At 72.5% G+C, this 26,165-nt stretch carries 25 protein-coding genes; 12 read left to right on the plus strand and 13 right to left on the minus strand.

Annotated elements, in window-relative coordinates; genetic code table 11:
• The first annotated feature begins 84 nt into the window (after window positions 1–84).
• Window positions 85–732 carry an L-2-amino-thiazoline-4-carboxylic acid hydrolase gene (locus tag AB0K12_RS20935; protein WP_364563414.1) on the plus strand — a complete coding sequence of 216 codons (648 nt, stop codon included), beginning with the start codon at window positions 85–87 and terminating at the stop codon, window positions 730–732.
• A gap of 5 nt (window positions 733–737) precedes the next feature.
• Here the strand turns inward: AB0K12_RS20935 and AB0K12_RS20940 are convergent, their stop codons facing one another.
• The 5 genes from AB0K12_RS20940 to AB0K12_RS20960 all read right to left on the minus strand — a co-directional run bounded on the left by AB0K12_RS20940 (window position 738) and on the right by AB0K12_RS20960 (window position 5,776).
• Window positions 738–1,940: a low temperature requirement protein A gene (locus AB0K12_RS20940; RefSeq protein WP_364563417.1), complete on the minus strand. Its 1,203-nt coding sequence runs from the start codon at window positions 1,938–1,940 to the stop codon at window positions 738–740.
• Between the two features lie 150 nt (window positions 1,941–2,090).
• Window positions 2,091–2,387 carry a hypothetical protein gene (locus tag AB0K12_RS20945; RefSeq protein ID WP_364563420.1) on the minus strand — a complete coding sequence of 99 codons (297 nt, stop codon included), beginning with the start codon at window positions 2,385–2,387 and terminating at the stop codon, window positions 2,091–2,093.
• A 15-nt stretch (window positions 2,388–2,402) separates the two neighbouring features.
• Window positions 2,403–3,701 (minus strand): MFS transporter, encoded by a 1,299-nt coding sequence (locus tag AB0K12_RS20950; RefSeq protein WP_345409815.1) that lies wholly within the window; start codon window positions 3,699–3,701, stop codon window positions 2,403–2,405.
• A 159-nt stretch (window positions 3,702–3,860) separates the two neighbouring features.
• Window positions 3,861–4,556, minus strand: a complete 696-nt coding sequence (locus AB0K12_RS20955; RefSeq protein WP_364563422.1) for a response regulator transcription factor — start codon at window positions 4,554–4,556, stop codon at window positions 3,861–3,863.
• Window positions 4,553–5,776, minus strand: a complete 1,224-nt coding sequence (locus tag AB0K12_RS20960; RefSeq protein WP_364563425.1) for a histidine kinase — start codon at window positions 5,774–5,776, stop codon at window positions 4,553–4,555. The genes AB0K12_RS20955 and AB0K12_RS20960 overlap by 4 nt, the downstream gene beginning before the upstream one ends.
• Before the next feature lie 193 nt (window positions 5,777–5,969).
• On the opposite strand from AB0K12_RS20960, the gene AB0K12_RS20965 reads away from it, so the two are divergent.
• A complete protein-coding gene (locus AB0K12_RS20965; protein WP_364563428.1) occupies window positions 5,970–6,884 on the plus strand; it encodes a hypothetical protein in 915 nt (304 codons plus the stop codon).
• Here the strand turns inward: AB0K12_RS20965 and AB0K12_RS20970 are convergent, their stop codons facing one another.
• Window positions 6,885–7,388 carry a MarR family transcriptional regulator gene (locus AB0K12_RS20970; protein ID WP_364563431.1) on the minus strand — a complete coding sequence of 168 codons (504 nt, stop codon included), beginning with the start codon at window positions 7,386–7,388 and terminating at the stop codon, window positions 6,885–6,887.
• A 54-nt stretch (window positions 7,389–7,442) separates the two neighbouring features.
• Here AB0K12_RS20970 and AB0K12_RS20975 point away from each other — a divergent pair, with 54 nt between their 5' ends.
• A complete protein-coding gene (locus AB0K12_RS20975) occupies window positions 7,443–8,162 on the plus strand; it encodes an SDR family oxidoreductase (RefSeq protein WP_364563434.1) in 720 nt (239 codons plus the stop codon).
• A 44-nt stretch (window positions 8,163–8,206) separates the two neighbouring features.
• Entirely contained in the window at window positions 8,207–9,118 is a 912-nt protein-coding gene (locus tag AB0K12_RS20980; protein ID WP_364563437.1) for an SDR family oxidoreductase, read from the plus strand.
• 133 nt (window positions 9,119–9,251) lie between these two features.
• Here the strand turns inward: AB0K12_RS20980 and AB0K12_RS20985 are convergent, their stop codons facing one another.
• The 7 genes from AB0K12_RS20985 to AB0K12_RS21015 form a co-directional block, all read right to left on the minus strand.
• Window positions 9,252–10,202 carry an NADP-dependent oxidoreductase gene (locus AB0K12_RS20985; protein WP_364563440.1) on the minus strand — a complete coding sequence of 317 codons (951 nt, stop codon included), beginning with the start codon at window positions 10,200–10,202 and terminating at the stop codon, window positions 9,252–9,254.
• An 80-nt stretch (window positions 10,203–10,282) separates the two neighbouring features.
• Window positions 10,283–11,662: an alpha/beta fold hydrolase gene (locus AB0K12_RS20990; protein WP_364563443.1), complete on the minus strand. Its 1,380-nt coding sequence runs from the start codon at window positions 11,660–11,662 to the stop codon at window positions 10,283–10,285.
• Complete coding sequence (locus AB0K12_RS20995) at window positions 11,659–12,573, minus strand: hypothetical protein (RefSeq protein WP_364563446.1); 915 nt, start codon at window positions 12,571–12,573, stop codon at window positions 11,659–11,661. The genes AB0K12_RS20990 and AB0K12_RS20995 overlap by 4 nt, the downstream gene beginning before the upstream one ends.
• Before the next feature lie 98 nt (window positions 12,574–12,671).
• Window positions 12,672–13,958, minus strand: coding sequence for a cytochrome P450 (locus AB0K12_RS21000; protein WP_364563448.1), 1,287 nt, complete (start codon window positions 13,956–13,958; stop codon window positions 12,672–12,674).
• 37 nt (window positions 13,959–13,995) lie between these two features.
• Entirely contained in the window at window positions 13,996–15,669 is a 1,674-nt protein-coding gene (phnE, locus tag AB0K12_RS21005; RefSeq protein WP_364563451.1) for a phosphonate ABC transporter, permease protein PhnE, read from the minus strand.
• Window positions 15,662–16,492: a phosphonate ABC transporter ATP-binding protein gene (locus AB0K12_RS21010; protein ID WP_364563453.1), complete on the minus strand. Its 831-nt coding sequence runs from the start codon at window positions 16,490–16,492 to the stop codon at window positions 15,662–15,664. The genes phnE and AB0K12_RS21010 overlap by 8 nt, the downstream gene beginning before the upstream one ends.
• Window positions 16,485–17,477, minus strand: coding sequence for a phosphate/phosphite/phosphonate ABC transporter substrate-binding protein (locus AB0K12_RS21015; protein ID WP_364563455.1), 993 nt, complete (start codon window positions 17,475–17,477; stop codon window positions 16,485–16,487). The genes AB0K12_RS21010 and AB0K12_RS21015 overlap by 8 nt, the downstream gene beginning before the upstream one ends.
• Before the next feature lie 215 nt (window positions 17,478–17,692).
• On the opposite strand from AB0K12_RS21015, the gene AB0K12_RS21020 reads away from it, so the two are divergent.
• The 8 genes from AB0K12_RS21020 (at window position 17,693) to AB0K12_RS21055 (ending at window position 26,165) form a co-directional block, all read left to right on the plus strand.
• Window positions 17,693–19,030, plus strand: coding sequence for an alpha/beta hydrolase (locus tag AB0K12_RS21020; RefSeq protein WP_364563457.1), 1,338 nt, complete (start codon window positions 17,693–17,695; stop codon window positions 19,028–19,030).
• A 100-nt stretch (window positions 19,031–19,130) separates the two neighbouring features.
• Complete coding sequence (locus AB0K12_RS21025; RefSeq protein ID WP_364563460.1) at window positions 19,131–20,147, plus strand: PaaX family transcriptional regulator C-terminal domain-containing protein; 1,017 nt, start codon at window positions 19,131–19,133, stop codon at window positions 20,145–20,147.
• A gap of 66 nt (window positions 20,148–20,213) precedes the next feature.
• Complete coding sequence (locus AB0K12_RS21030; protein ID WP_364563462.1) at window positions 20,214–21,137, plus strand: PaaX family transcriptional regulator C-terminal domain-containing protein; 924 nt, start codon at window positions 20,214–20,216, stop codon at window positions 21,135–21,137.
• Between the two features lie 110 nt (window positions 21,138–21,247).
• Complete coding sequence (locus AB0K12_RS21035; RefSeq protein WP_364563465.1) at window positions 21,248–22,141, plus strand: transporter substrate-binding domain-containing protein; 894 nt, start codon at window positions 21,248–21,250, stop codon at window positions 22,139–22,141.
• Window positions 22,142–22,164: 23 nt separating this feature from the next.
• Complete coding sequence (locus AB0K12_RS21040) at window positions 22,165–23,013, plus strand: amino acid ABC transporter permease (protein WP_364563468.1); 849 nt, start codon at window positions 22,165–22,167, stop codon at window positions 23,011–23,013.
• A complete protein-coding gene (locus AB0K12_RS21045; RefSeq protein ID WP_364563470.1) occupies window positions 23,010–23,816 on the plus strand; it encodes an amino acid ABC transporter ATP-binding protein in 807 nt (268 codons plus the stop codon). Before AB0K12_RS21040 ends, AB0K12_RS21045 begins: the two co-directional genes overlap by 4 nt.
• On the plus strand, window positions 23,813–24,934 hold the full coding sequence (locus tag AB0K12_RS21050) for a CapA family protein (protein WP_364563472.1): 1,122 nt from the start codon (window positions 23,813–23,815) through the stop codon (window positions 24,932–24,934). Before AB0K12_RS21045 ends, AB0K12_RS21050 begins: the two co-directional genes overlap by 4 nt.
• Entirely contained in the window at window positions 24,927–26,165 is a 1,239-nt protein-coding gene (locus tag AB0K12_RS21055) for a CoA transferase (RefSeq protein ID WP_364563475.1), read from the plus strand. The genes AB0K12_RS21050 and AB0K12_RS21055 overlap by 8 nt, the downstream gene beginning before the upstream one ends.

Raw genomic sequence — 26,165 nt, forward strand, 5'->3', positions numbered from 1 at the left:
CGCTCGGTCGCGGGCACGGCCGGTCACGCCTCCAGGCGGGGGGCACGGTCGTGTACGCGCCGAGCCGTACACGAAAGGATCACCATGTCCACCGACCAGTTCGGGCTCGCCGGCGGAGGCTACGTCCCCGACCCTGATCGCGACACGACGCTGCTGCTCGACGCGTTCTACGACCAGCTCTCCGAGTACCCCACGGCCGCCATGCGGGCGCGTCAGGACGAGCTCGAAGCGGCCAACGAGCACCTGATCGTCGACGAACCCGCCCGGCACAACCTGCGCCTGATCCTGGCCCTCGTGGCCGCCTACGAGGTGCTCCTGCCCAGGCTGGGCCGGGAGCAGGCCATCGACGCCGTACGCGCGGCCTTCATCGAACCGCTCGGCGACACCATGAAGCAGGGCACCCGGGCGATGCTCGACACCGCGCCGGACGCCTTCCACGCCATGGTGGAGCTGAGCAGGTCGCGCGAGGAGTACGCGTTCGGGAAGGGCTTCGTCTTCGAGCGGCCGGCCGATGACGGCACCCGCTACCACCTCGACGTACGCCGGTGCTTCTACCACGACGTCCTGGTCGCCAACGGGGCGCCGGAGCTGACGCCGGCGATGTGCGCGTTCGACGCCAACTGGATCGAGGCCATCGATCCCGACCGGCACGGCTTCCGCTTCGAGCGCCGCACCACCATCGGCACGGGCGGCACCCACTGCCCGTTCCACTTCAGCCGCGACGACGGCTGACGTCCCTACGTCACCGCTCTATCCGCTCTGTCGCCGCGAGCCCTCGCGGCGACAGAGCCCGTCATGACGATCGTGGCAGTGACCAGGAGCACGCAGCTCGCCGCGATCGCCGCGACCACTCCGTGCACGCCGATCCAGGGTGAGGCCACCGGCAGCGCCGCGACCACGGCGGCGAAGGCCCACAACATCAGGGCAGGCACCACAGGTCGCGCCGCGATCAGCCTGTACACCACCCCGAGCAGCAGCAGGAACACCCCCACCGGGATCGCCACGGCGTACCCCGAAGTCAGCGGCCCGGCGACACCATGCCCGCCCTCCTCGGTGGCCGCCTCCAGGCCGGCGCCCAGCGCGGCCAGGGCGGCGAAGATGCCGTAATGCCCGTAGCCCCACAGATAGGACCGATCGCGCCGCCCGCTGAGCCCTTCCCCGGCCTCCACCAGGAAGTACAGCCACCACAACGCGAACAGCACCACGAGCCCCGACACCGCGACCACCACGAACCGGCCGCCGACCTCGCCCGCCTCCATCGCCGCCGCCACTCCTCGGGACACCGCGAGCACGCTCTCACCGAGCAGGATGATCGTGAACAGCCCGTACCTTTCGGCGATGTGATGCGGATGCCAGGTCGTGGGCCGCTCCCGCTCCGCCCACGGGGGCACCGCCAGCTCCAGCAGCGCCAGGACGACGAAGAGCGGCAGCTCGGCGCTCACGGGCGCGAGCACCGAGTGGTAGAGCCAGCCCGCCGTGACGACGGAGATGCCGGCGGCGTACCGCAGCGCGGTGCGGCGCCGCGCCGGGTCCTCCGAGGCGGCCCGCAACCACAGCAGGACCAGGCCGATCCGCATGATGACGTAGCCGAGGGTGACGAAGCCGTAGTCGGCGTGCTCGGCCGCGGCCGGCACTCCGGCGGCCAGCACCAGCACGCCGGCCATCTGCACCATGGTCAGCACCCGGTAGCCGACGTCGTCGGTGTCGTAGGACGAGGCGAACCAGGTGAAGTTCATCCACGCCCACCAGATGGCGAAGAACACCTGCAGGAACGGCGCGATCCCGCCGGCCGCGTGCCCCTCGACGATCGCGTGCGCGAACTGGGCGGTGACGGCCGCGACCGCGACCACGAAGGTGAGGTCGAACAGCAGCTCCAGCGGGCTGGCCACACGGTGCGGCTCGTCGATGGGACGCCCCCGCATCCGAACCCTGATCCTCATGCCGTCTCCTGTCACTTCCGGTACGTCCGTTCTGCCTCTTGAGACAGGACGGACCCCCGGGTTGTGACAGCGCGGGTGATCGGCGCCCGGCCGCGACGAGGCGGCCTCGACCATCAGCGGCCAGGCGACCGGGTTTCAGAGAATCGGAGGTCAGACGCCGGCCGTCAGGGTGACGCCGGTGCCGACGGAACGTTGAGTGGTCACGTCGGTGACGAGGTCGCCCGAGGAGGCGACGGTGAGCTGGTTGCTGCCGCGCTGGCAGGAAAGGCCGGCCCCAGTGCCGGTGCCGCGCACGACGTTGCCGGTGACCCAGCTGTCGGCGAGGATCCAGTCGGTCAGCGCGTCGGCGCCGCGATAGTGCGCTTTCGCCCGGTCTGGGGGTGCCGGCGCGGCCGTCCATGAACGTTGACCGAGTTCCCGGACGCGAGCCGCGGCACCGAAGATCACAATGTGATCACCGCGTCAGGAGATCGGCTCCCTGCTGACGCCCAGGTCGGTGCCCTTCGGCTCCTTGACGGCGGTGACGGCGGCCAGGGAGACGACGCAGAGCACCATGATGTACGCGCCCACGGACAGCGCCGACCCCGTGCCCTGCACCAGGGCCTGCGCGATCGTGGGGGCGAAGGCGCCGCCGAGGATGGCGCCGAGGGCGTACCCGATCGCCGCTCCCGAATAGCGCACCGAGGCGGGGAACATCTCGGCGTACATCGCCGACATCGGGCCATAAGACAGGCCCAGGCCGACGGTCAGGACGATGATGGCCGCGGCGAACAGCCAGATGTCGCGGGTCTCCATCAGCAGGAACAGCGGCAGCATCCAGACGAACACCAGCGCGTACCCGATCTGGAACGTCCTGACGCGGCCGATGCGGTCGGACAGCGCGCCGCCGTACAGGGTGAAGATCAACCACGTGGCCGAGCCGGCGACGGTGGCGAGCAGGACGGACGGGCGGGACAGGCCGAGCGCGGTGGTGCCGTAGCTGATGAAGTAGGCGATGAGCAGGTAGCCCGCGGCGTTGTTGGCGACGAAGATCAGGGCGGTGAGCAGCACGTTCTTGCTGTGGCCGCGGAACAGGTCGCGCAGCGGCGCGGAGGACGTCTTGGTGCGCTGCTGCAGCTCCTTGAAGACGGGGCTCTCCTCGACGGCTCGGCGCACGAGGTAGCCGATGACGATCAGGGTCAGGGAGAGCAGGAACGGCACCCGCCAGCCCCACGCCTGGAACTGCTCGGGGGTGGTGACCGTACTCATGATCCACAGGACGCCGGTCGCCAGGATGAGGCCGATCGGCACGCCGATCTGCGGGAACGTGCCCCACCAGCCGCGGCGCTCGCGCGGCGCGTGCTCCACCGCCAGCAGCGCCGCGCCGCCCCACTCGCCGCCCGCCGAGAAGCCCTGCACGATGCGCAGGAGGATGAGCGCGATGGGCGCCGCGACCCCGATCGACTCGTACGTGGGCAGCAGGCCGATCAGCGTGGTGGCCCCGCCCATGAGCAGAAGGGTCATGACGAGCATGCGCTTGCGTCCCAGCCGGTCACCGTAGCGGCCGGCGACGATCGCGCCGAGCGGGCGGAACAGGAAGCTGATGCCGATCGTGGCCAGCGAGATGAGGGTGGCCAGGCCGGGTGCCTGCTCGTTGACCGGGGCCAGGAAGAGCGGCCCGAACACCAGGCCGGCGGCTTGGGCGTAGATGAAGAAGTCGTACCACTCGATGGTGGTGCCGGCCAGGGTGCTGGCGAGGACCTTGCGGTCGTCGCGGGTCATGGAGCGCGGTTCGCTCGTCACGTCGACTCCGTTCGTGCTCGTGGGGGGCTGGTGGGGCTGTCATCGGCCACGGTGGATCACCCCGCCGCGTGGCCGGCGCCTGGCCACGATCACCATTCAAACCCGCGCATGGTGATTTGTCAGACCCCCCTTGCCGGCTCAGCGGTCAGCCTCCGCACCTTCGCGGGAGGGGCGGATGAGGCCGGTTTCGTAGGCGAGGATCACCGCGTGGACGCGGTCGCGGAGCAGGAGCTTGCTCAGGACGTTGCTGACGTGGGTTTTGACCGTTTGCTCGCCGATCGTGAGGTCGGTTGCGATCTCGGCGTTCGATCGGCCGCGGGCGATCAGCTCCAGGACCTCACGTTCTCTGGCGGTGAGCGTGTCCAGTTCGGGGGGTGTGGGGTGGGAGGTCCGAGCCGGTGGGCGGGTGCGGACGAACTCGCCGATCAGGCGCCGGGTGATCGACGGGGCCAGCAATGCCTCGCCGGCGGCCACCACCCGTACGGCGTCCACCAGGCGGGAGCGGCGGACGTCCTTGAGCAGGAAGCCGCTGGCGCCCGCGCGCAGGGCCTCGAAGACGTACTCGTCCAGGTCGAACGTGGTCACCATGAGGACCTTGACCGGGTCGGTCGTGCCGGGGCCGGCCAGGCGGCGGGTGGCCTCGAGGCCGTCCATGCGGGGCATGCGCACGTCCATCAGGACGACGTCGGGCCGCAGCCGGCGGGCCGCCTCGACGGCCTGCGCCCCGTCCGTGGCCTCGGCCACCACCTTCATGTCGGGCTGGGCGTCGAGGATCGCGTGGAAGCCGGCGCGTACCAGCTCCTGGTCGTCGGCCACGACGATCCTGATCGTCATCGCGGGCCGCCGATCGGAAGCCGGGCGATCACGGCGAAGCCGCCGCCAGGGCGGGCTCCGGCGGTCAGCTCGCCGCCGAAGAGGTGGGCGCGTTCTCGCATGCCGATCAAACCCTGTCCGCCTGATCCATCCCGGTCCTCGCCGTTCATGACGCGTCCGTCGTGCTCGCTCGGGCTGCCTTCGTCGTGGACTTCGATGTGCAGGTCGCGGTCGGTGTGCCGGACCCGTACGCGTACCCGCGCCCCCGCCGCGTGCTTCACCACGTTCGTCAGCGCCTCCTGCACGATCCGGTACGCCGAAAGGTCCACCCCGGCGGGCAGCGGCCCTGAGCGGCCGTCCATCTGCAGCTCGGCCCGCACCCCGGCGCGGCGTGCCTGGTCGATCAGGTCGGGCACCTGCGCCAGCCCGGGCTGGGGAGCGAACGCGCCCTCCCTCGCAGGCTCCTCCCCCGGCTGGTCCTCGTCGCGGAGCACGCCGAGGAGGCGGCGCATCTCGGTCATGGCCTGCCGTCCGATGCCGGCGATCGTGTCGAACGTCCGCTCGGCCGCCTCCCCGTCCCGTTCGGCGAGCACCGGTCCCGCCTCGGCCTGCACGACCATCATGCTGACGTGGTGGGTGACCACGTCGTGCAGTTCGCGGGCGATGCGGGCGCGTTCGGCGGCGACCGCGCGGCGGGCCTCGAAGTCGCGCTCGCGGGCCAGCAGCTCCGCCCTGGCCTCCAGCTCGGCCGTGTACGCTCGCCGGATCCGCGCGCTGTCCCCCAGCACCCAGGCTCCGGCCAGCAGCAGCGCGGTGAAGGCGACGTCCAGCAGGTCGGCGTCGGTGGCGGGCACCAGCGAGACGACCGCCACGCTGAGCCCGGTGAGCACGCCGACGACGACGGAGACCGTCCTGCCGCACCAGGCCACCATGGTGTAGAGGGCGACGACGCCGCCCAGCGCCACCGGCGTGACCAGGTCGGGGTAGGGCGAGGCCCCGTACACCGCCGACACCGCCCCCACACCGAGGTTGATCCAGAGCGGGTGGCGGCGCCGCCACGTCAGCGGCAGCGTGACGAGCAGGACCAGGAGCACGGCGAGCGGGCCCGGGGGCGGCATGTGCTCGATGGGGGCGCGGACGAAGAGCGCGATCAGGGAGATCACCGCGAGGAGGACGGCGAGCGCCCCGTCAGCGGCCACCGGATGCTCCCGGACCCAGGCCGCCACACGTTTCGTCGGCATACGCCCAAGTATGGGGCCCGGCGCCGCCGTTGACCTCCCTCCGAGGAGGGAGGCTCCCCTGGGCGGGTGAGCGCGTGGTTCGTCGTGGCGGGGGATCCGGTGCGGGCGGCCGGCGTCTACCGTCTGAAGTCATAGGGATCCCGCTGGAACACCGGTTCGCCGTCCTTCATCCGCTGTCACCAGGAGGTCCCCCATGTCCACGATTCACCCGCCGCTCCCCCGCGCCATGTGGGCGTCGCTGCGCAGCACGTTCTGGGACGACGCGCGCGGCTACCAGCGGCTGGCGTACGTCGTCGGCGCCGCTCTCATCCTCACCGGCCTCGCGCACGGCGTGGTCTGGGCGGTGGTCGGCGGCTCGGCGGAGGGCCCGCTGTCGTGGCGGAAGCCGGTCACGTTCGGCGTCTCGTTCGGCCTGACCACGCTCACGCTCGGCTGGATCGGCGGCCTCCTGCGGGCGCCGGCGTGGTCGGGGTGGCTGGTGTCGGTGCTGCTGTGCGGCTCGACCGCGCTGGAGGTGCTGTGGGTGAGCGTGCAGCGGGCGCGGGGCGTACCGTCGCACTTCAACGACATGACGGCGCTGGATGAGGCGCTGTTCACCGGGGGCGGGGTGACGATCGCGGTCACCATCACCGCGCTCCTCCTGATCACGGTCGCGGCGTTCACGTCGTGCACCGCGGACGCGGCGACGGCGTGGGCGATCCGCGGCGGCATGCTGGCGCTGCTGGCGGCGCAGGTGGTCGGGATGTGGATGATCGTGCACGGGATCGGCCTGCTCGAGGCGGGGGTCTCGCCGCTGACGCACTCGATGACCACGTACGGGCAGGCGGGCGCGATGAAGTACGCCCACGCGGTGCCGATGCACGCGATCCAGGTGCTGCCGGGGCTGGCCTGGCTGATGGGGTTCGGCCGGTGGTCCGGCCGGGCGCGGCTGCTGGCGATCAGCGCGGCCATCGCGGGGTACGCGAGCCTGTTCGCCGTCGCGCTCGGCCGTACGGCGCTGGGGCTGGAGCCGTTCGACCTGGTCAGCGCCTCAACGTTGCTGTATCTCGTCCCCGCGTTGCTGCTGGGCGCGGCCTCGGTCGCGACGGCGGCGGCCCTGCGCCGCTGATCAGAGCCGCTGCCGGACGTCGGCGGTCAGCTTGTCCAGCAGGTGGACGAGCGTGGCCCGCTCCTCCGGGGCCAGGCCCTCGACCAGGGACGCCTCGCGGCCGAGCACCGAGTCCACGGAGCGTTCGATGAGCGCGTGGCCCTCGTCGGTCAGCGTGACGAGGACGCTCTTGCGCGCGGTGCCGCCGGGCGTGCGGCGGATGAGTCCCGTCCGCTCGGCCCTGGCCACCCGCTGCGAGATCGCGCCGGCCGTCACGAGCGTGCGGCGGGCGAGCTCGCGGGTGCTCAGCCGGTACGGCGGCCCGGAGCGGCGCAGGACGGACAGCAGGTCGAGGGTGGCGGCGTCGATCCCGGCGGCGCGCAGCACGCGGGCCCGGTCGTCGGCGAACATCTTCGCCAGCCGCCAGATCGGCGTGACGATCTCGATGGAGGAGGTCGGCGTGCCGGGACGTTCGCGCTGCCAGGCGGCGGCGATCTCCGCGGGACTGGTGGGGATGTCGGCCATGTCACGACCCTTCGCTATATTTAGAGCTAAACATACCCGCCGCCAGGAGGAAACATGGGCAGGACCGTACTGGTCACCGGGGGAACCAGCGGCATCGGCCGGGCCGTCGCCGCCCGTTTCGCCGCCGACGGCGCCGACGTCGTCATCACCGGCCGCCGGGCCGCCACCGTCGAGCCCGCCGCCAAGGAGCTGGGCGTGCGCGGACTGGCCTGCGACGCCACCCGTCCCGACGAGGTCGCCGCGCTTGCGGCCGAGCTGAGCGGCCCGCTCGGCGTGCTCGTGAACGCCGCGGGCGGCCTGCCCGCCACCGCCCCTGAGGGCACGCCGCCGCTGGAGGCGCTCGCCCTGCAGTGGGAGTCGAGCCTGTCGCTGAACGTGGTCGGCGCCGCCCTCACCACGGCCGCCGTGAGCGACCGGCTGGCGCCCGGCGGCACGGTGGTCAGCATCGGCTCGATCGGCGCGGAACGGCGCGGCGGCTCGTACGGCGCCGCCAAGGCCGCGCTCGCCGCCTGGAACGTCTCGCTGGCCGCCGAGCTGGGCGCCCGCGACGTGACCTGCAACGTCATCTCGTCCGGTTACGTGACCGGCACCGGCTTCTTCGGCGGCGGCATGACCGAGGAACGCCATCAGGCGCTGGTGGCGGAGACGCTGCTGAAGCGGGCCGGCACCCCCGGGGACATCGCGGAGACCGTCTTCTTCCTCGCCTCGCCCGGCGCCCGGCACATCACCGGCCAGACCATCCACGTGAACGGCGGCGCCTTCACGACCCGCTGAAAACATGACACGCCCTGTCGGGTTTCCTCGTTACGTTCAGCCGTATGAGCAACTTGAAGGGCAAGATCTGCCTGGTCGCGGGCGCGACGCGGGGCGCCGGCCGGGGCGTCGCCGTCGAGCTGGGCGCGGCCGGCGCCACCGTCTACGTGACCGGCCGCACCACCCGGCACAAGAGATCCGAGTACGACCGCGCGGAGACCATCGAGGAGACCGCCGAGCGGGTCAGCGCGGCCGGCGGCCACGGCATCGCCGTACCGGCCGACCATCTCGACCGCGACCAGGTCAGGTCGCTCGCCGAGCGCATCGGCCGCGACCACGGCCACCTCGACGTCCTCGTCAACGACATCTGGGGCGGCGAGCTCCTCGCCCAGTGGGACACCCCGCTGTGGGAGCACGATCTGGACGCCGGCCTGCGCCTGCTCCGGCTCGCCCTCGACACCCACGTCATCACCAGCCACTTCATGCTGCCCCTGCTGATCAAGCGGCCGGGCGGCCTGGTGGTGGAGATGACCGACGGGACGAAGGAGTACAACGACCACAACTACCGCGTCTCGTTCTTCTACGACCAGGCCAAGAGCGCCGTCATCCGGCTCGGGTACGCGCAGGCGCACGAGCTGCGCCCGTACGGCTGCGCGGCCGTGGCGCTGACCCCCGGCTGGCTCAGGTCGGAGATGATGCTGGAGCACTTCGGGGTGACGGAGGAGAACTGGCGCGACGCCACGGCCCGCGAGCCGCACTTCGCCATCTCGGAATCACCCCGCTACGTCGGCCGCGCGGTCGCCGCGCTGGCCGCCGACCCGGACGTGATGCGGTGGAGCGGGCGGTCGCTGTCGAGCGGGCAACTGGCCCTGGAGTACGGCTTCACCGACGTGGACGGCTCCCGCCCGGACTGCTGGCGCTACCTGGTGGAGGTCCAGGACGCGGGCAAACCGGCCGACGTCACGGGCTACCGCTGAGCGCCCTGGTACGTTTCGATGCGGTACTCGTGGTCAACCAGAATGGGGTAGCCGTCCGGACAGAAAGCCCCTGAGATAGCGGGCTGGTAGGAAACCATGCCAGCCATCCCGCCGGACCCATCCGACGATCCGGTCAGGGGACGGTGAGGACGAGTTTGCCGCGGGTGCGGCCCTGTTCGCCGTGGAGGTGGGCTTCGGCGGCCTCCGCGAGTGGGTACGTGCGTTCCACCTCGACGTGCAGGTTGCCCTCGTCGATCAGGGTGGCGAGCTGGGTGAGGGCGGCGCCGTCGGGCTCTACCAGGATGCCGGTGGCTCGGATGCCCTCCTCGCGGGCGCGGGCGATCAGTTCGGGGGCGACGCCTGAGGGGACCGCCACCAGCAGGCCGCCTGGGCGGAGGGTTTGCAGGGAGCGGGTGCTGGTCCGGTCTACGGCGTCGCCCAGCAGGTCCAGGACCACGTCCACGTCGCGTACGGCGGTCTCGAAGTTTGTGGTGGTGTAGTCGATCAGTTCGTCGGCGCCCAGGTCCCGGAGCCAGTCGTGTTTCTCCGAGCGGGCGGTGCCGATGACGTGCGCGCCCGCGTGCCTGGCGAGCTGCACCGCCAGGTGGCCGACGCCGCCGGCCGCCGCGTGGATGAGCACGCGGTGGCCGGCGCCGATGTGGGCGGTGTCGATCAGGGCCTGCGAGGCGGTCAAGGCGGCCAGTGGGGTGGCGGCGGTGGCCTCGTGGCTGGTCGAGCGGGGTTTGCGGGCGAAGTGGCGGGAGGGGGCGGTGACGTACTCGGCGTACGCGCCCGCCTGGCGCGGGAACCACGGCATGCCGAACACCTCGTCGCCCGGCTGGAAGAGGGTCACCCCGAAACCGGTCTCCTCGACCACGCCGGAGACGTCCCAGCCCAGCACGAACGGCGGGTCGCCGAGCACCTCCGCCATGCCGGATCCCTGGCGGGTCTTCCAGTCGACGGGGTTGACGCCGGCGGCGTGCACCCGTACCAGGATCTCGGTGGGCAGCGGCGCCGGTCGCGGCACCTCGGCCAGGCGCAGCACCTCCGGGCCGCCGAAGGTGTCCTGAATGATCGCTTGCATGGGCATGGGTCCTTGCTCGGTTCGTACGGCACCTGCCCGGAGAGGGGTAGAGGCAAGAGCAAGAACCCGTAAGCAACTGGTTACGGACGGTTGAAGCGAGGTGGGGTGAAGGGGATGTAGCGGGCGGCCGGGTCCGCGGTGCGGGCGTTCATCGCGGGCGCGGACGTCGCCGGCCACCTTCCCGTACGCAGGCGGTCGAACATGGTGGTCAGCGCGGCGTGCTGCTCCGCCGGGGAGAAGTCGCAGTGGCCGGCGCTGCGCGTGTACGTCTGGCGCAGCAAGGACGCCGATCCCGCCTGGCGTGCCTTCTCCTCGTACGACTGCTGCTGGGCGACGGTCGAGATCTGGTCGCCGATGTTCGACAGGGTGAGGACGGGGATGCGCAGCTTGCCGTCCAGGACGATGCCGCGGGCGAATCGGTCCACGGCGTCTGGGTCGGCGGCGATGCGAGGCGCCTTGGCCAGGGTCTTCAGGTCGTCCGTCAGCTTCAGGCCCGCCTGCTCGTACAGCTTGCCGACGGCGCGCCGCAGGGCGGGGCCGGCCTCGCGAAGCTGCTTGGCGTAGTCCACGCCGGTGTTCCAGGACGGGTTGCCGCCCACCACCTGCATGATCTGGCGGCGGCTGCTCATGGCCTGCCCGACGTACGGCAGGGGGCCGCCGGCCAGCGCGAGGTAGGCGCCCTGCTCCAGGCCGGCGGCGTCGCCGGGGGCGGGAGGCGGCGGGGTGGTGCCGTCGGGGTTCCTGCCCCAGGCGGGGAGCTGGCCGATCGCGGCGGCCAGCGCTATCCGGGCCCGCCCCTCGGGGGTGCGCTGGGCGGCGGCGAGGGCGTCGATCCACGCCTGGCGGGCCGACTCGACGTCCTCCGGGATGTCGATGACCGGGAGGCCCGGCGCGACCAGGCGCTCCAGGACGAAGATCGTGTCGAGCTTCTGGTTCCACTGGGCGACCGAGCCGCTCAGGCCGCCGCACATGGGCACGGCCGCGTCGAACTTCCCAGGGTGGACCTGGGCGGCACCGGCGGAGACGAAGCCGCCCATCGACGTCCCGGAGGCGATGGCTCTGCGAGCCTCGCCGTACGCCTGCTCGAACCGGGCCAGGGCTTCGGCCTGGTTGTCGATGGCGGCGCGGATGTTCCAGCCGGTGACCGTCCGGCTCGTGCCGCCCCGGGCCACGCCGTCGGCCAGCAGGCGCGCGGTCAGCTGCTCGGTGCGGCCGGGGCCGGCGAAGTCGAGGGCGACGACCACGGTGCCGTTCCAGCGGGCGGGGACGACGAACTCGTAGGGGGTGCCGTCGTCGAGGGTGCCGCTGATGCAGGTGGGACGGGACGGCGAGTCCGGCAGGCAGGGCGTGCCACCGGGGGCGACGGCCGGGGTGGCGCCCCTCTCGGCGACGGCGGGAAGGCCGCCTACGGTGGTCGTCACCGCGATGGCCAGGGAGACGATGGCGGCGCGGCGGATCACAGTGACAGTCCCTTCGACTCGACGGTCCAGCCGTCCTCGGTGCACAGCCCGCAGTCTGGGCCGATGAAGCGCGCCCCGGCGGTGCGGTCACCGCGCAGGACGTAGTCGAACCAGTCCGCGGCCACCTGCCAGCCCGTCGTCGCCTGGAGGCCCGCGATGAGGCCCACGTGCCCGGCCGTCGCGTCGGAGGCCAGCACGGCGGGGACGTCGAGGAGGGCGTAGTTGTCGATGCTGTTCTGGTACGCCACGTCGTCCGGGCCGCCGTTCACCAGGAGCGTCGGGGTGTGCAGGCCGGCGAGGCGGTCGCGCCCGAAGCCGCCGAAGAAGGGGTCGGGGAGGTACCCGGTGTTGAAGCCGGCGACCGCGTCGATCATCGGGTCGGTTCCGGCGGCGAGGGCCTCGACGCCGCCGCAGCTGTGCCCGAGCACGCCGACGCGGGTCGTGTCGGCGCGTCCGTCGAACTGCTTGCGGGCCTGCTTCGACTCGGTGGCCCAGTGGGCGGCGGCGAGCAGCGCCTCCGGGTGCGCGGTGGTCTGCTCAGGGGTGCTCGGGACGGGGAAGTCGGCCACGCCGCCGTTGGCCACCACGATGTATCCCTGCGAAGCCAGGCCGGTGAGGAAGGTGATGCCTTCGAGGTTGCTCGCCGCGCAGGCGCCGTTGCCGTAGACGATCACGGGGAGGCTGTTCTTGCGCAGCTTCTTCAGGTCGGCGGGACGGTAGACGGTGTGGCCCGGGAGGCCGTCGGCGGCCTCCCGGACGGTGGGCAGGATGGCCGGAGCCGGGGCCGCCGGTGGTTCGGGCGGTGGCGGGTTCTCGGGGGACGAGGCCGTCGCGGTGCCGGAGCCGGCCAGGACGACCGCTCCCAGGGTCGCCGCCAGCAGGATCCGGGCGGTCTTGAAGGGGGCCGACATGGGTGGTTGCCTCCACAATCGATGGGCGAAGCCGGCAAGAGGGTGCCGGAACGGGGGGTGGGACGAAGGGCGTGGCGGACGACCGCGGGCCGCCGGGGTCAGGTGCGGGGGACGAGGCGGAGCGGAGCGGACTTGGGGCCGAACTCGAGCCAGTTGAACATCTCCACCTCGCCATCCGGTTCGACCCGATCAGTGCCCGCGAGCAGCTCTCCGAGCGCGGCGGCCAGCTCCATGCGGGCCATCGCCGCGCCCGGGCAGCGGTGCGCGCCGCGGCCGAAGGCGAGGTGGCGGTTGGGCCGCCGGTCGAGGTCGAGCCGGTCGGCGTCGTCGAAGACCGTCTCGTCCCTGTTGGCCGAGGGGAAGATCATCGCGATCGGCTCTCCTGCGCGTACCGTCCGTCCGCCCAGCTCGACGTCGCGGAGTGCGGTGCGGGCGAACACGCGGTACGGGGCGTACAGCCGCAAGAGCTCCTCCATGGCCGCCGGCAGCAGGGTGGGGTCGGCGCGCAGCCGGTCCTGGAGCCCGGGGTCGCGGGACAGGTGGACGGCGGCGCTGCCGAGCACGGCGTGCGGCGCGCCGATGCCGGCCACGACGGTCTGCCGTACGGTGGCCACGACCAGGTCGGGCGGGATCGGCCGCTCGGGGTCACCGGACGCCTCCAGCAGGCTGGACACCAGGTCCTCGTCCGGGTCCTTGGGGTCGGCGCGGCGGTCCGCGACGATGGTGCGGGCGATGGCGTACAGCTCCTCGCTGGCCGTCATGATCCGGGCCCGGTCCATCTCCTGGATGGCGAAGCTGTACGCGACGCCGATCCGGCGGATCTCCAGCACCTGCTCGACCGGCAGGCCGAGGAAGATCGCGAAGCACTGCGCCGCGTACGGCAGCGCGAACTCCTTGGCGTAGTCGCCGCCGCCGCGCGCCAGCAGCGGTTCCAGCAGTTCGCGGGCCGCCTGGGCGAAGGCCGGTTCAAGGCGCCTGAGCACGGCGCGGCGCAGCACCCGGTCCATGGGGGCGCGGTAGATCCCGTGCTCGGGCGGGTCGTAGTGCAGCGGCGGCCGGCGCTGGGTGCGCGGCACGTGCGGGACGACGTTCTGCGTGGCGGTGCTGAACGTCGCGCTGTCGCGGGCAACGCGCACGACGTCCGCGTAGCGGGTGGCCGCCCAGAAGCCGCCGAAGGCGTCGCTCCACGGCACGGGGCAGCGTCGCCGCAGGTCGGCGTAGACGCCGTGGGAGCTGTCGAAGGTCTCGGGCGCGGTGGGGTCCCAGTCCGGGGCGCGCTGAGGACCCGCGGTCGAGGCGTGCTCGGGGGCCGCTGCGCGGTGCCGGTCGGAGGCGGGCGCAGGACCCGCGGTCGAGGCGCGTTCGGGGCCCGCGGGGGTGGTCATGGTGAGGTCCCTTCGTCATGGGCTCGTCCGGGGGCGGTCACAGCAGGTGGCGGCGGGCGGTGCGGGCGAGGGTCTCGATGGCGTACACGACGACGGCGATCGCGATGATGATCGCGGCGGTGGTGTCGTAGCGGAGGGTGGCGATCGACTCCTGCATGAGGTAGCCGATGCCGCCCGCGCCCACGATGCCGAGCACGACGGACTCGCGCAGCGCCAGGTCGGCGACGAACAGGCCGTTGCCGGTGAAGGCGGGCACGAACTGCGGCCACGTCCCGGCGGTGAACGCCTGCCACCGGCCGGCCCCGACCGAGGTCAGCGCCTCGCGTGGCAGGGGGTCGAGCTGTTCCAGGGAGTCGGTGAAGAACTTGGCTGCCAGTGCCGTGGAGGAGATCCACAGGGCCAGGAAGCCGGCGAACGGTCCCAGGCCCAGCGCGGCCACGAAGAGCAGCGCGTACACGAGGTCGGGGATGCCTCTGACCACCACGAGCAGCACCCTGAGTGCGGCGGCCAGCGGGCGCCAGGGGGCGGTGCCGGTGGCGGTGAGCAGGGCCGCCACCAGGCCGCACGCGGTGCCGGCCGCTGCCGCGCCGAGCGCCATGAGCAGGCTCTCCAGGACCGCCATGAGCAGGTCGGCGGAGAAGGCGGGCGGCCACATCCCGGTGAGGACGCTCTGCAGGTTGGGCCAGGCGCTGGACAGCCGCCCGGGGTCGGGGCTGAGGGACCACAGCGACGCCAGGAAGATCACGCCGGTGCTGGTCGCGCCGGCCACCCGCAGCACGCGGGCGCGGTCCCAGCCGACGTCGTACGGGGTCCGGCCGGCGGGCAGCGCCGTGCCCTCCGCCTTCCCGCTGGTTCGGCCGCGCAGGGCCACCGACAGCAGTTCGAGCATCAGGACGAGGGCGACGATCACGCAGATGATGCCGGCCGCGCGGTGGTAGTTGAGGCTGCCGAGCGCGGTCTGCAGCGCCACGCCGATGCCGCCCGCGCCGACGATGCCGAGCACGGCGGAGGCCCTGATGTTGATGTCGAGCCGGTACAGCACGATGGCGACCAGCGCAGGGAACACGCGGGGCAGCACGGTGGCGGCGGCCACCTGCGCCTCGCGGGCGCCGCACGCGCGGGCCGCCTCGGCGGGTGCGGGGTCGGCCTCCTCGATGGCGTCGGCGAGCAGTTTCGCGATCATGCCGACGGAGTGCACGGCGACGGCCAGCGCGCCCGCCAGCGGGCCGAGGCCGAAGATCCGCACGAACAGGATCGCGAACGCCAGCGTCGGCACGGCCCTGCTCAGCACGATCACCGCCTGAGCGACCGGCCGCAGCCACGGGGTTCCCCGGTGGGTACGTGCGGCGATGAACGCCAACGGCACCGACGCCAACGTGGCGAGCCCGGTCCCGGCCACCGCGATGAGCAACGTCTCGACGATCATCGCGGCGACGTCCGCGGCGGCGGGCAGACTGGGCGGCCACATGCGCCCCAGCAGTCGCGCGGTGTCATCAAGCCCGGCGGCGAGCGTGACCGGCGACAACCCGATCCACCAGAACGCCACCCAGGCGACGGCCACCGCCGACGCGAGCAACCCACCCGCCACGAGCCCCCGGACACTCACGGGCGGCCGGAGGGGGCCGGGATCCTTGGGGGTGAGAGAAGGTGGGGCGGAGGCGGCGCCGGCCTTCGCGCTCACCTGCCCGGACGGCGCCGATACGTCAGGCATCGTGCTCACCTGCCGGGGTGTAGATCTCGTGGAGGCGGGCTGGGGTGAGGGTGGTGGCGGGTTCGTTCAGGATCAGGTGGCCGTTCCGGAGGGCCACGATCTGGTCGGCGGTGGTGAGGGCGAGTTCTACCTGGTGCAGGCTGCACAGCACCGAGATGCCGTCCTCGGTGCTGATGCGCTTGAGGGTGTCGAGGACGAGGACGCTGGCGGCCGGGTCGAGGGAGGCGACCGGTTCGTCGGCGAGGATCAGTTCGGGGCTCTGCAGCAGGGTGCGGGCCACCGCGACGCGCTGCTGCTGGCCGCCGGAGAGCGTGTCGCAGCGCTGGAAGCGCTGGTCGGCCAGGCCGACGCGGTCGAGTTGCTCGACGGCGCGGACGCGCAGGGCACGCGGGTAGCTCATCACCCCGTAGCGGGGCAGGCGCAGCGTGGCGAGAGCGCCCATCAGGACGTTCTCCATGGCGGACAGGCGTCCGACGAGGCCGAACTGCTGGAAGACGAACCCGACCCTGGCTCGCAGGGCGCGCAGGCGGCTGCGGGAGCAGGCGGCCGGGTTCTCCCCCAGTGTGCTGACGGTGCCGCGGTCCGGCAGGTGCATGCCGTTGGCCAGCCGCAGCAGGGTGGACTTTCCGGCTCCCGAGGGGCCGGTCAGCGCGACGAAGCGGCCGCGCGGCACCTCAAGGGAGACGCCGTCGAGGACGGTGACGCCGTTGAAGCTCTTCCCGACGCCCGACAGCCGCAGGACGGGCTCGCCCTCCACCAGGCCGCCACCAGGGCTGCTCGCCGAGCCGGTCTCAGGGCTGTTCACAGAGATTCGCTCAGCCACCGGACGTGCACACCTCGGCCTTGGTGATCTCGCAGATGCGGGTGATCGGCTCGTACGTCGCGTCCGTGGCCTTGACGAACGTCCACGCGGTGGAGGTGCCGAGAGTGCAGGCGGAGGCGCCGGCGTGCTGTCCCCAGGTCTTCGGGCCCTTGATCTCGCTGCCCTTGCACAGCCCGGCCGAGGCGGCGCCGGTGGCGGTGAGGCCGGTGACAGCGGCGGCGATCTTGTCGCGCATGTCCTGCGGCAGCCAGGTGCCGGCGACGATCGGCGGGCCGGGGATGAGGGGCGAGGTCCACACCTTGGTCACCTGGCCGGGCTTGAGCTGGCCGCGGGCGGGCAGCAGCTGGTCGATGAAGACGTCGCCGACGAAGGCGATGTCGCAGTCGCCCGCCAGCAGCGAGGCGACGGCGGTGTCGTGACCGTGGGTGAACACGGTCTTGACGTCCTTGTCCACGTCCACGCCGGCTTCGCGCAGCGAGGCGAGGGGCTGCAGGTATCCGGTGGTGGAGCCGGGGTCGGTGAAGCAGACGTCCTTGCCGGCGACGTCCTTGAGCGAGGCGATGCCGCTCTCGTCGCCGCGGGTGACGCCGTAGGCGTAGGCGCCGGGCTCGCCGTCGGGTGCGGCGATCGGGACGGCGACGGGCTCGACGTCGGCGCGGGTGCGGGCCAGGTAGTAGCTGAAGGCGCCGTAGACGGCGACGTCCACCCGCTTGGCGACCTGCGCCTCGACGACGGCCGCGTTGCTGGTGACGGCCTGGAAGCGCACCGGGATGCCGAGCTCCTTGCCGAGCGCGGAGATGATCGGGGCGAACGACGCCTCCAGGTTGTCGCTCTGCTCCGACGGGATGGCGGCGAAGACCAGCTCGGTGGGCCGGCCGCCGTCGCCGGACGCGCTGCGGGTGCTTCCGGGGCCGGCGCCGCAGGCGGGCAGGAGTGCGATCGCGGCACATGCCGCGACGGCGCCCAGAGCTGACTTGCGGAACATCGAGGCTCCTCACATGCAGGTGGTCGGGCCAAAGTAAGCAGCACCGGCACCATTGTCAACACTTATATGACGACCGTAGGATTTGTGTCTAATAACATCGGCGGCTCATTTCGGACGAGCGTCCAGCGATGTGTTGTCTTTCTTGCGTTGGCAGCTTCCCACCCTTGGAGGCGGACATCAATCCCCGTACAGTGATCAAACGGGCATCTCGCGCCATGGCCGTGGCCTCGGTCGCGGCAACCGCGCTCGCCCTCACGCCACCGGCGTCGGCCGAGACGGGTGCGCTCAGCCTCTCCGGCGTGCACCCGAGCGGCGCCACGTACGCCATCGAGGTCCCGCGCGGCTGGAACGGCACCGTGCTGACGTTCACCCCCGGCTACGGTCAGGGCGCCGGCCCGGACCACCTGCCGGCCGGCCTCGGCGGCGACGCCGCCTCGCGCGCGTGGCTGCTGGCCCACGGCTACGCGCTCGCCGGCTCCCGGCCCTACGGGGACGGCTGGGCCGTCGAGGAGACGCTCAAAGCCTCGGCCGACACCTTGGCGACGTTCGCCGAGAAGGCCGGCGACCCGGCCATCACCCTGGCATGGGGCGCCTCGATGGGCGGCGCCATCGCGGCCGGACTGGCCGAGCTCCGGCCCGACCTGATCGACGGCGCGCTGCCGTACTGCGCCTCGGTCGCCGGCCCTGTGGCGATGCTCAACCAGTCGCTGGACGCGGCATTCGCGTTCAAGACCCTGCTCGCGCCGGGCGAGGACGCGATCAAGCTCGTCCGCCTGGCCTCGGCGGAGGAGGAGGCGCGCAGCACCACGGCCGCCCGCACCATCCTGGACGCCGCCCAGCAGAGCGCGGCCGGCCGGGCCCGCATCGCGCTGGCGGCGTCCTTCGCCCAGGTCTCGACCTGGTCGGCGCCCGGCACCGATGAGCCCGCGCCCCGCGACTGGGAGGCTCAGCAGGCCCAGGAGTACGCGGCGTTCATGCCGACCGTCTTCTCCCCCCGACATCCGCTGGAGCAGCGGGCGGGCGGGAACTTCTCCTGGAACACCGGCGTGGACTACCGCAGGCAGCTGCGCGAGTCGGGGCGCCTGCAGCAGGTGCGCGCCCTCTACGACCGCGCGGGCCTGAGCCTGGACGCCGACCTCGCGGCCCTGGCCAAGGCGCCCCGCGTGGCCGCCGACCCGGCCGCCGTCGCGTACATGGAGGACTACTTCACCCCGCGCGGCCGGCTCGGCGTCCCCGTCCTGACGATGCACGAGCGCGGCGACAACTACCCCACCGTCACCCAGGCCCGCGCGTACGCCGACGTGGTCCGGCACGCCGGGAAGAACCCGCTGCTGCGGCAGGCGTTCGTGGACCGGCCCGGCCACTGCCGCTACACCGGGGCCGAGTTCGTCGCCGCCGTCCTGACGTTGCGCGACCGGGTGGCCACCGGGCGGTGGGCGGACACCGGCGCGCACCGGCTCAACCGGCTGGCCGCCGCCTACCCGGACCTGGGCACGGCGGAGTTCACCGCCCATCATCCGGGGCGTTTCCTGCGCCCGCACGTGCCGCGGTGAAGGGGGTGCGCGTCATCGGTGAGGACGTAGGATTCACGCAAGCCGGGCCCGGCGAGCCCTCCCGTGGCCGGGACGGCCGTCCCGGCCGAGGAGTCTGACGATGGGGGGACACCTGGTGGCCGCGTCGCCGGAGCCCGGATCCCTGCCCGGATCCCTGCCCAGAGCCCGCCAGGGCGCCGAGCCCCAGCGCCTGCTGACCACGCTGCTCGGCGACTACTGGTTCTGGCGGCAGGAGCACATCCCGTCGGCGGCGCTGGTGCGGCTGCTGGAGGAGTTCGGCATCACTCCGGCGGGCGCCCGCGCCGCCCTGCGGCGGGTCACCTCGCGCGGGCTGCTGACCAGCTCCCGCAACGGCCGCACGACCGCGTACGGGCTGCCGCCCAGGGCGCACGACGTGATCGTGGCGCACATGCGGCGGCTGCTGACGTTCGGCGCGGCCACGCCGCTGTGGGACGGGCGGTGGACGGTCGTCACGTTCTCGGTGCCCGAGGACCAGCGCGACGTCCGCCGTCTGCTGCGCGACGGGCTGCGCCTGCTGCACTTCGGCATGGTGTTCGACGCGGTGTGGGTGTCGCCGCACGACCGGGCGGAGGACGCCGTCGCGCTGCTGGGCAGGCTGGGCGTGCGCGGGGCCGCGGTGTTCCGTGCCCGTGAGGTCGCCGGCGGCGAGCTCGAGCCGGTGCTGGAGCGGGCCTTCGACGTGGGCGCGCTGCGCGAGCGCTACGCGCGCTTCATCGAGGCCCACCGGCCGGTCGCCGAGCGGCTGGCCGGCTCGAGCCCGGCGCCCGCCGAGGCGCTGCGGCTGCGTACGGCGATCATGACGGACTGGCGGGTGTTCCCCGCGCTCGACCCCGACCTGCCCGCCGAACTGCTGCCCGCGGGCTGGCCGCGCGACGAGGCCAGGCGGCTGTGCGTGCACATCTACGACTCCCTGGGCAAGCCGGCGGAGGAGCGGTTCCGCGAGATCCTCGCCGGGTTCGACCCCGCTCTGGCCGGCCTGGCGGCGCATCACACCTTCGCTCAGGTGTCCGCCCTGGAGTCGCCGGCGGCCCACCGCCGCACGACCTTCGACGAGACGACCGACCGGGCTCGCCTCGACCTCCTCACCGACGGCTGACCGCATCACAAAGCATGACAGCATGGCAACGACCGCACGCGTAAACGTTGTCAATATACTCGGGATGTGAATGACCGGAAACTGGCCGAAGCTGTAGACGTCGACTTTCCGCGCTACCAGGTGGGCGCGCCCCCGCAGCACCTGATCACCACGTTGCTCGGCGACTACTGGATCAGCCGGCCCGAGCAGCTGCCCTCGGCGGCGCTGGTGCGGCTGACCGAGGAGTTCGGCGTCTCGCCCGTGGCCGCGCGGGCCGCGCTGAGCCGCCTGACCAAGCGGGACCTGCTGGTGTCGTCGAAGTCGGGGCGGCGCACCTACTACCGGCTGACCGACCAGGCCGCCGCGGTGCTGCAGGAGGGCCGCCAGCGGATCATGTCGTTCGGCCTGGAGCAGGGGGCCTGGGACGGCAGGTGGGTGATGGCCGCCTTCTCCATCTCCGAGGAGCAGCGCGACCTGCGCCACACGCTGCGGGCGCGCCTGCGCTGGCTGGGCTTCGCCCCGCTCTACGACGGGCTGTGGGTCTCGCCCAGGGCCGACGCCGACAGCGCGGCGGCGGTGCTGAGCGAGCTGGAGATCCCCATGGCGACGGTCTTCCGCGCCGAGGCGCTCGACCTGCCCGGCATGCGGGCGCCGCAGGAGGCGTGGGACTTCGAGCAGCTGCGCCGCACGTACGAGGGGTTCGTCGCCCAGTACGCGCCCCTCCTCGACCGCGTGCGCAAGGGCACCGTCGGCGCGTCGGAGGCGCTGGTGGCCCGCTCGGGGATCATGGACACCTGGCGGACGTTCCCCAACCACGACCCCGACCTGCCCGCCGAGCTGCTGCCCGCGGACTGGCCGCGCGCGGCGGCGCGCAAGCTCTTCGTCGAGATCTACGACACCCTCGGGCCGCTCGCCGAGTTCCGCGTCAGGCAGATCGTCGCGGAGTTCGACCCGGCGCTGGCCGGCCTGGTCTCCCACCACGGGACCGGCTCCATCCTCACCCCCTCCTGACCGTCCCCGCCGCACAGTGGGCCCTTGACAGGTGTGCACCCTGAGATGTGACACTTGCCCCAACGACCGCAAAACTAACTGCATCATTAGCCGGTCGCGGAAGGACCACCATGAGACTGTCCAGGACCATGCTCGCGGGCGCGGCGGCCGTGACGCTCGCCTCCGCCTCGGCGTGCGGCGGAGGCGGCGGCGAGCCGCAGCGGCCGGCCGGCGCGACGGCTCTGTACGACGCCCTGCCCGATGCCGTGAAGGAGGCGGGCGTCATCCGATTTGCCGGTGATTCGCATCCGCCCTACCGGATCGTCGCCAACGACGGCAAGACCGTCACCGGCATCGACAAGGAGCTGCAGGACGCGCTCGGCAAGGTGCTGGGAGTCCGCACCGAGATCTCGATCGTCAACGGGCTTCCCGCGGCGCTGTCCGGCATGCTGGCCTCCCGCTACGACGCCTTCAACGGCCCGGTCAAGGACACCGCCGAGCGCGAGAAGCAGTTCGACGCGATCGTGTGGATGGTCACCAGGACCTCCTACCTGATCCCCAAGTCCGGGTCGGCGGCCATCAAGAGCTCGGCGGACCTGTGCGGCAAGCGCGTCGCGGGCACCGCGGGCAGCATCGTGGAGGACCAGGCCAAGCGCCTGACCGACTGGTGCGCCAAGCAGGGCAAGCCGAAGATCGAGTTCATCGGCCTCGCCGACACCAACGGCACCATCCTCGCCGCCCGGTCGGGCCGCGCCGACGCCGCGGGCATGACCGAGAGCGCCGCGCTCGACGTGCTGGGCAAGGAGAAGGACGCCTTCACCTACGTCACCCAGACCGACGAGCAGGGCGCCGGCGTCGACCAGCTGGCGATGCTGGTGCCCAAGTCGAGCGGACTCGGCCCGGTCATGCTCGACGCGTTCAAGGAGATCTTCAAGAACGGCGAGTACAAGAAGATCATGGACAAGTACGGGCTCCAGAACGTCGCCGTCGAGGAGCCCGCGCTGAACACGGCGGGCGCGCAGTGAGCTTCGCCCCCGCAGAAGCCGGCATGGACGCCCCCATGGACGCCCGCGTGGACATCGCGTCCGCCCGGCCCCGCGTCCGCCCCCTGCGCTGGGTGGCCGGAGCCGTGCTGCTCGTGCTGGCCGCGCAGTTCGTCTGGTTCCTGCTCACCAACCCGCGCTTCGAGTGGGCGGTGGCCGGCAGCTACCTCTTCGACCCGAACATCCTGCGCGGCCTCGGCATGTCGCTGCTGCTCACCGTCATCGGCATGACGCTGGGCAGCCTCCTCGGGGTGCTGCTCGCGGCCGGCCGGTTGAGCGGGTTCAAGCCGGTGGTCTGGGCCTGCGGGATCTACGTGGCGGTGTTCCGCGGGATCCCGCCGCTGGTGCAGCTGATCTTCTGGTTCAACCTCGGCTACCTGCTGCCGCGCATCTCGCTGGGCATCCCGTTCGGGCCGACGTTCGTCTCGTGGCCGACCAACTCCGTGATCAGCTCGCTCACCGCCGCGATCATCGGGCTCACCCTGCACGAGGCCGCGTACATGGCGGAGATCGTCAGGGCGGGCATCCTGGCCGTGGACCACGGGCAGCGTGACGCGGCCCGCGCGATGGGGTTCACCGCCGGGCAGGGGTTCGTCAAGGTCGTGCTGCCCCAGGCGATGCGGGTGATCGTGCCGCCCACCGGCAGCCAGTTCATCAGCCTGCTCAAGGGCACCTCGCTGGTCAGCGTGATCGCGATGGCCGACCTGCTCTACTCCGTGCAGGTGATCTACAACAGGACGTACGAGATCGTGCCGCTGCTGATCGTGGCCTGCGCCTGGTATCTCGCGGTGGTCACCGTGCTCTCGCTCGGCCAGCGACGCCTGGAGCGGCACTTCGGGAAGGGGCAGCGGTGAGCGACACGCCGGTCCTGCACGTCCGTGACGTGCGCAAGCGGTTCGGCGGCCACGCGGCGCTCGACGGGGTGAGCCTCGACGTGCACGAGGGCGAGGTGGTCACCGTCATCGGCCCGTCCGGGTCGGGCAAGTCCACGCTGGTGCGCTGCGTCCACCAGCTGGAGAGCATCGACGGCGGGGCGATGTACCTCGACGGGGAGCTGCTCGGCTACGAGAGGCACCGGGGCCACCTGCGCCCGCTGCCGGACCGCAGGGTGGCCGCCCAGCGCAGCCGCATGGGCATGGTCTTCCAGCAGTTCAACCTGTTCGGCCACTGGAGCGTGCTGCGCAACGTGGTCGAGGCGCAGGTGGCGGTGCACGGCCGCGACCCCGGGCAGGCGCGCGCGGAGGCGCTGCGGCTGCTGGAGCGGGTGGGGCTGGCCGGCAAGGCGGACGCCCATCCCCGGATGCTCTCCGGCGGACAGCAGCAGCGCGTCGCCATCGCCAGGGCCCTGGCCACGAACCCGCGGATCATGCTGTTCGACGAGCCGACCAGCGCCCTGGACCCCGAGCTGGTGGACGAGGTGCTGAGCGTCGTCCGCGACCTGGCGCGCGGCGGCATGACCATGATCATCGTGACGCACGAGATGAGCTTCGCCCGCGAGGTGGCCGACCGCTGCGTCTTCATGGAGGAGGGCCGCGTGGCCGCGACCGGCACGCCGAAGGAGATCTTCGACGCCCCCTCCTCGCCCCGCCTGCGCAGCTTCCTGTCGCGCTTCACCGGCCAGGCCGGAAAGACCCCTGTAGAGGAGAGCACGTCTTGAGTCTCACGGTGATGGCCGTCGGCGACCTGGTCGTCGACGAGCCCGATCCCGCGTCCTTCTTCGTCCCCGCCCGGGAGACGCTGAGCCGGGGCGGCGTGGTGATCGGCCACGTGGAGGTGCCGCACAGCACGTCCACCGCCCAGGTCAGCACCGACGTGCCGGCGCCGCCCGCCGACCCCGCCGCGCTGCGCGCGGTCGCCGAGGCCGGTTTCCACGTGGTGACGCTCGCGGGCAACCACGTCTACGACGTCGGCGACCAGGGCGTGGCCGACACCATCACGTACGCGACCGAGGCCGGGATGGCCACCGCAGGCGCCGGCATGACGCTAGCCGAGGCCCGCCGTCCCGCGATCGTGACCCGCGACGGGCTGCGGGTCGGCGTGCTGAGCTACAACTGCGTCGGCCCCCGCGAGTCGTGGGCGACCAGCCGCAAGCCGGGCTGCGCGTACGTCAAGGTGCTCACCCACTACGAGCTCGACCACGCCAGCCCCGGCGGCCCGCCCGAGATCTACACCTTCGCCGACCCGGCGGGGCTGGAGCGGATGGCGGCCGACGTCGAGGCCCTGGCGGGCGAGGCCGACGTGGTGCTGGTGTCGCTGCACAAGGGCGTCGGGCACACGCCGGCGGTGCTCGCGATGTACGAGCGGCCGGTCGCGCACGCCGCGATCGACGCGGGCGCGCAGGCCGTGTTCGCGCACCACGCCCACATCATGCGGGGCGTCGAGATGTACCGAGGTAAGCCGATCTATCACGGGCTGGGCAACTTCGTGACCGTCACCCACGCGCTGACACCCGCGTCGGGCGACGAGGGCGAGCGGGCCGAATGGGCGCGCCGCCGGGTCGAGCTCTACGGCTTCGCCCCCGACCCGGACATGCCGTACTACCCGTTCCATCCGGAGAGCCGCAACACCGCGATCGCGCTGTGCCGCTTCGACCGCGACGGCCTGGTCTCGGCCGGTCTGGTGCCGTGCTGGATCGACGACGCGGGCCGCCCGGTGCCGCTCGGCGACGACGCGCAGGGCCGCAAGGTGGTGGCCTACATCGAGCGCATCACGCGGCAGGCGGGCCTGAAGACGGAGTTCCGCTGGGAGGGTGACGAGGTGGTGCTGCATGGCTGAGCGCCCGCTGGCCGGCCGTACGGTGATCGATCTGACCACCGCGCTGTCCGGCCCGTACGCGACCCTGCTGCTGGCCGGGCTCGGCGCCCGCGTCATCAAGGTGGAGAACCCGCTGACCGGCGGCGACAGCTCCCGCAACAACGCCCCCTACCTCGGCGCGGGCGGGCTGTCGCTGGCCCGCGGCGCGGAGGACGACATGTCGGTGTCGATGCTCCTGCGCGGCCGCAACAAGCAGAGCGTCACGCTCAACCTCAAGCATCCCCAGGCGCGGGACGTGCTGGGCAGGCTGGTCAAGGTCTCCGACATCATGATCGACAACTACAGCGCGGGCGTGACGGCGCGGCTCGGCATCGATCACGACTGGGCCGGCGCGATCAACCCGCGCATCGTGTGCACGTCGATCAGCGGCTTCGGCGGGCAGGGCGGCCCCGGCTCCGGCAAGGCGATGGACACCATCATCCAGGCGCTGAGCGGCGTGATGATGACCGCGGGCGCGCCCGGCGAGCCGCCGGTCCGCTTCGGGCTGCCGGTGGGCGACCTGGTCGCGCCGCTGTACGCGGTGATCGGCACGCTGGCCGCGGTCCTGCGGGCCGACGCGACGGGCCAGGGCCAGCACGTGGACGTGTCCATGCTCGGGGCGCTCACCTCACTGGTGGCGTGCGAGCCGTTCGACGCCTACGAGAAGCTGGGCCTGCCCATGCGGACGGGGGCGACCGTGCCCAGGCTGGCGCCGTTCGGCACGTTCAGGGCCGCGGACGGCTGGTTCGCCTTGTGCGGGCCCACCGACGCCTTCGCGCGCGGCCTGTTCACCGCGATGGGCCGCGACGACCTGGCCGCCGACCCGCGCTTCGCCACCCGCGACGCGCGAGTGGCCAACGCCGGGGAGCTGCACGAGCTGGTGGGCGCGTGGGCGGCGGACCGCCCGCTCGCCGAGGTCCTCGACCTGCTGGCGCGGCACGGGGTGCCGGCCGCCGAGGTGCGCGAGCCGGGCGACGCCGTACGCGACCCGCTGGTGCTGGAGCGCGAGGAGGTCGTGCCGCTGACGCATCCCCGGCACGGCGACCCCGGCGACCTGTACGGCACGGGTGTGCCGATCCGCTTCTCCGGCTCGGAGGCGGCGCTCGACCGGCCGGCGCCGGGGCTCGGCGAGCACAACGACGAGATCTACGGCGGGCTGCTCGGCTACTCGGCCGAGGAGCTGAAGACGCTGGCCGACGAAGGGGTGATCTGA

The sequence above is a fragment of the Nonomuraea sp. NPDC049419 genome (assembly GCF_040676995.1).
GTDB lineage: Bacteria > Actinomycetota > Actinomycetes > Streptosporangiales > Streptosporangiaceae > Nonomuraea > Nonomuraea salmonea.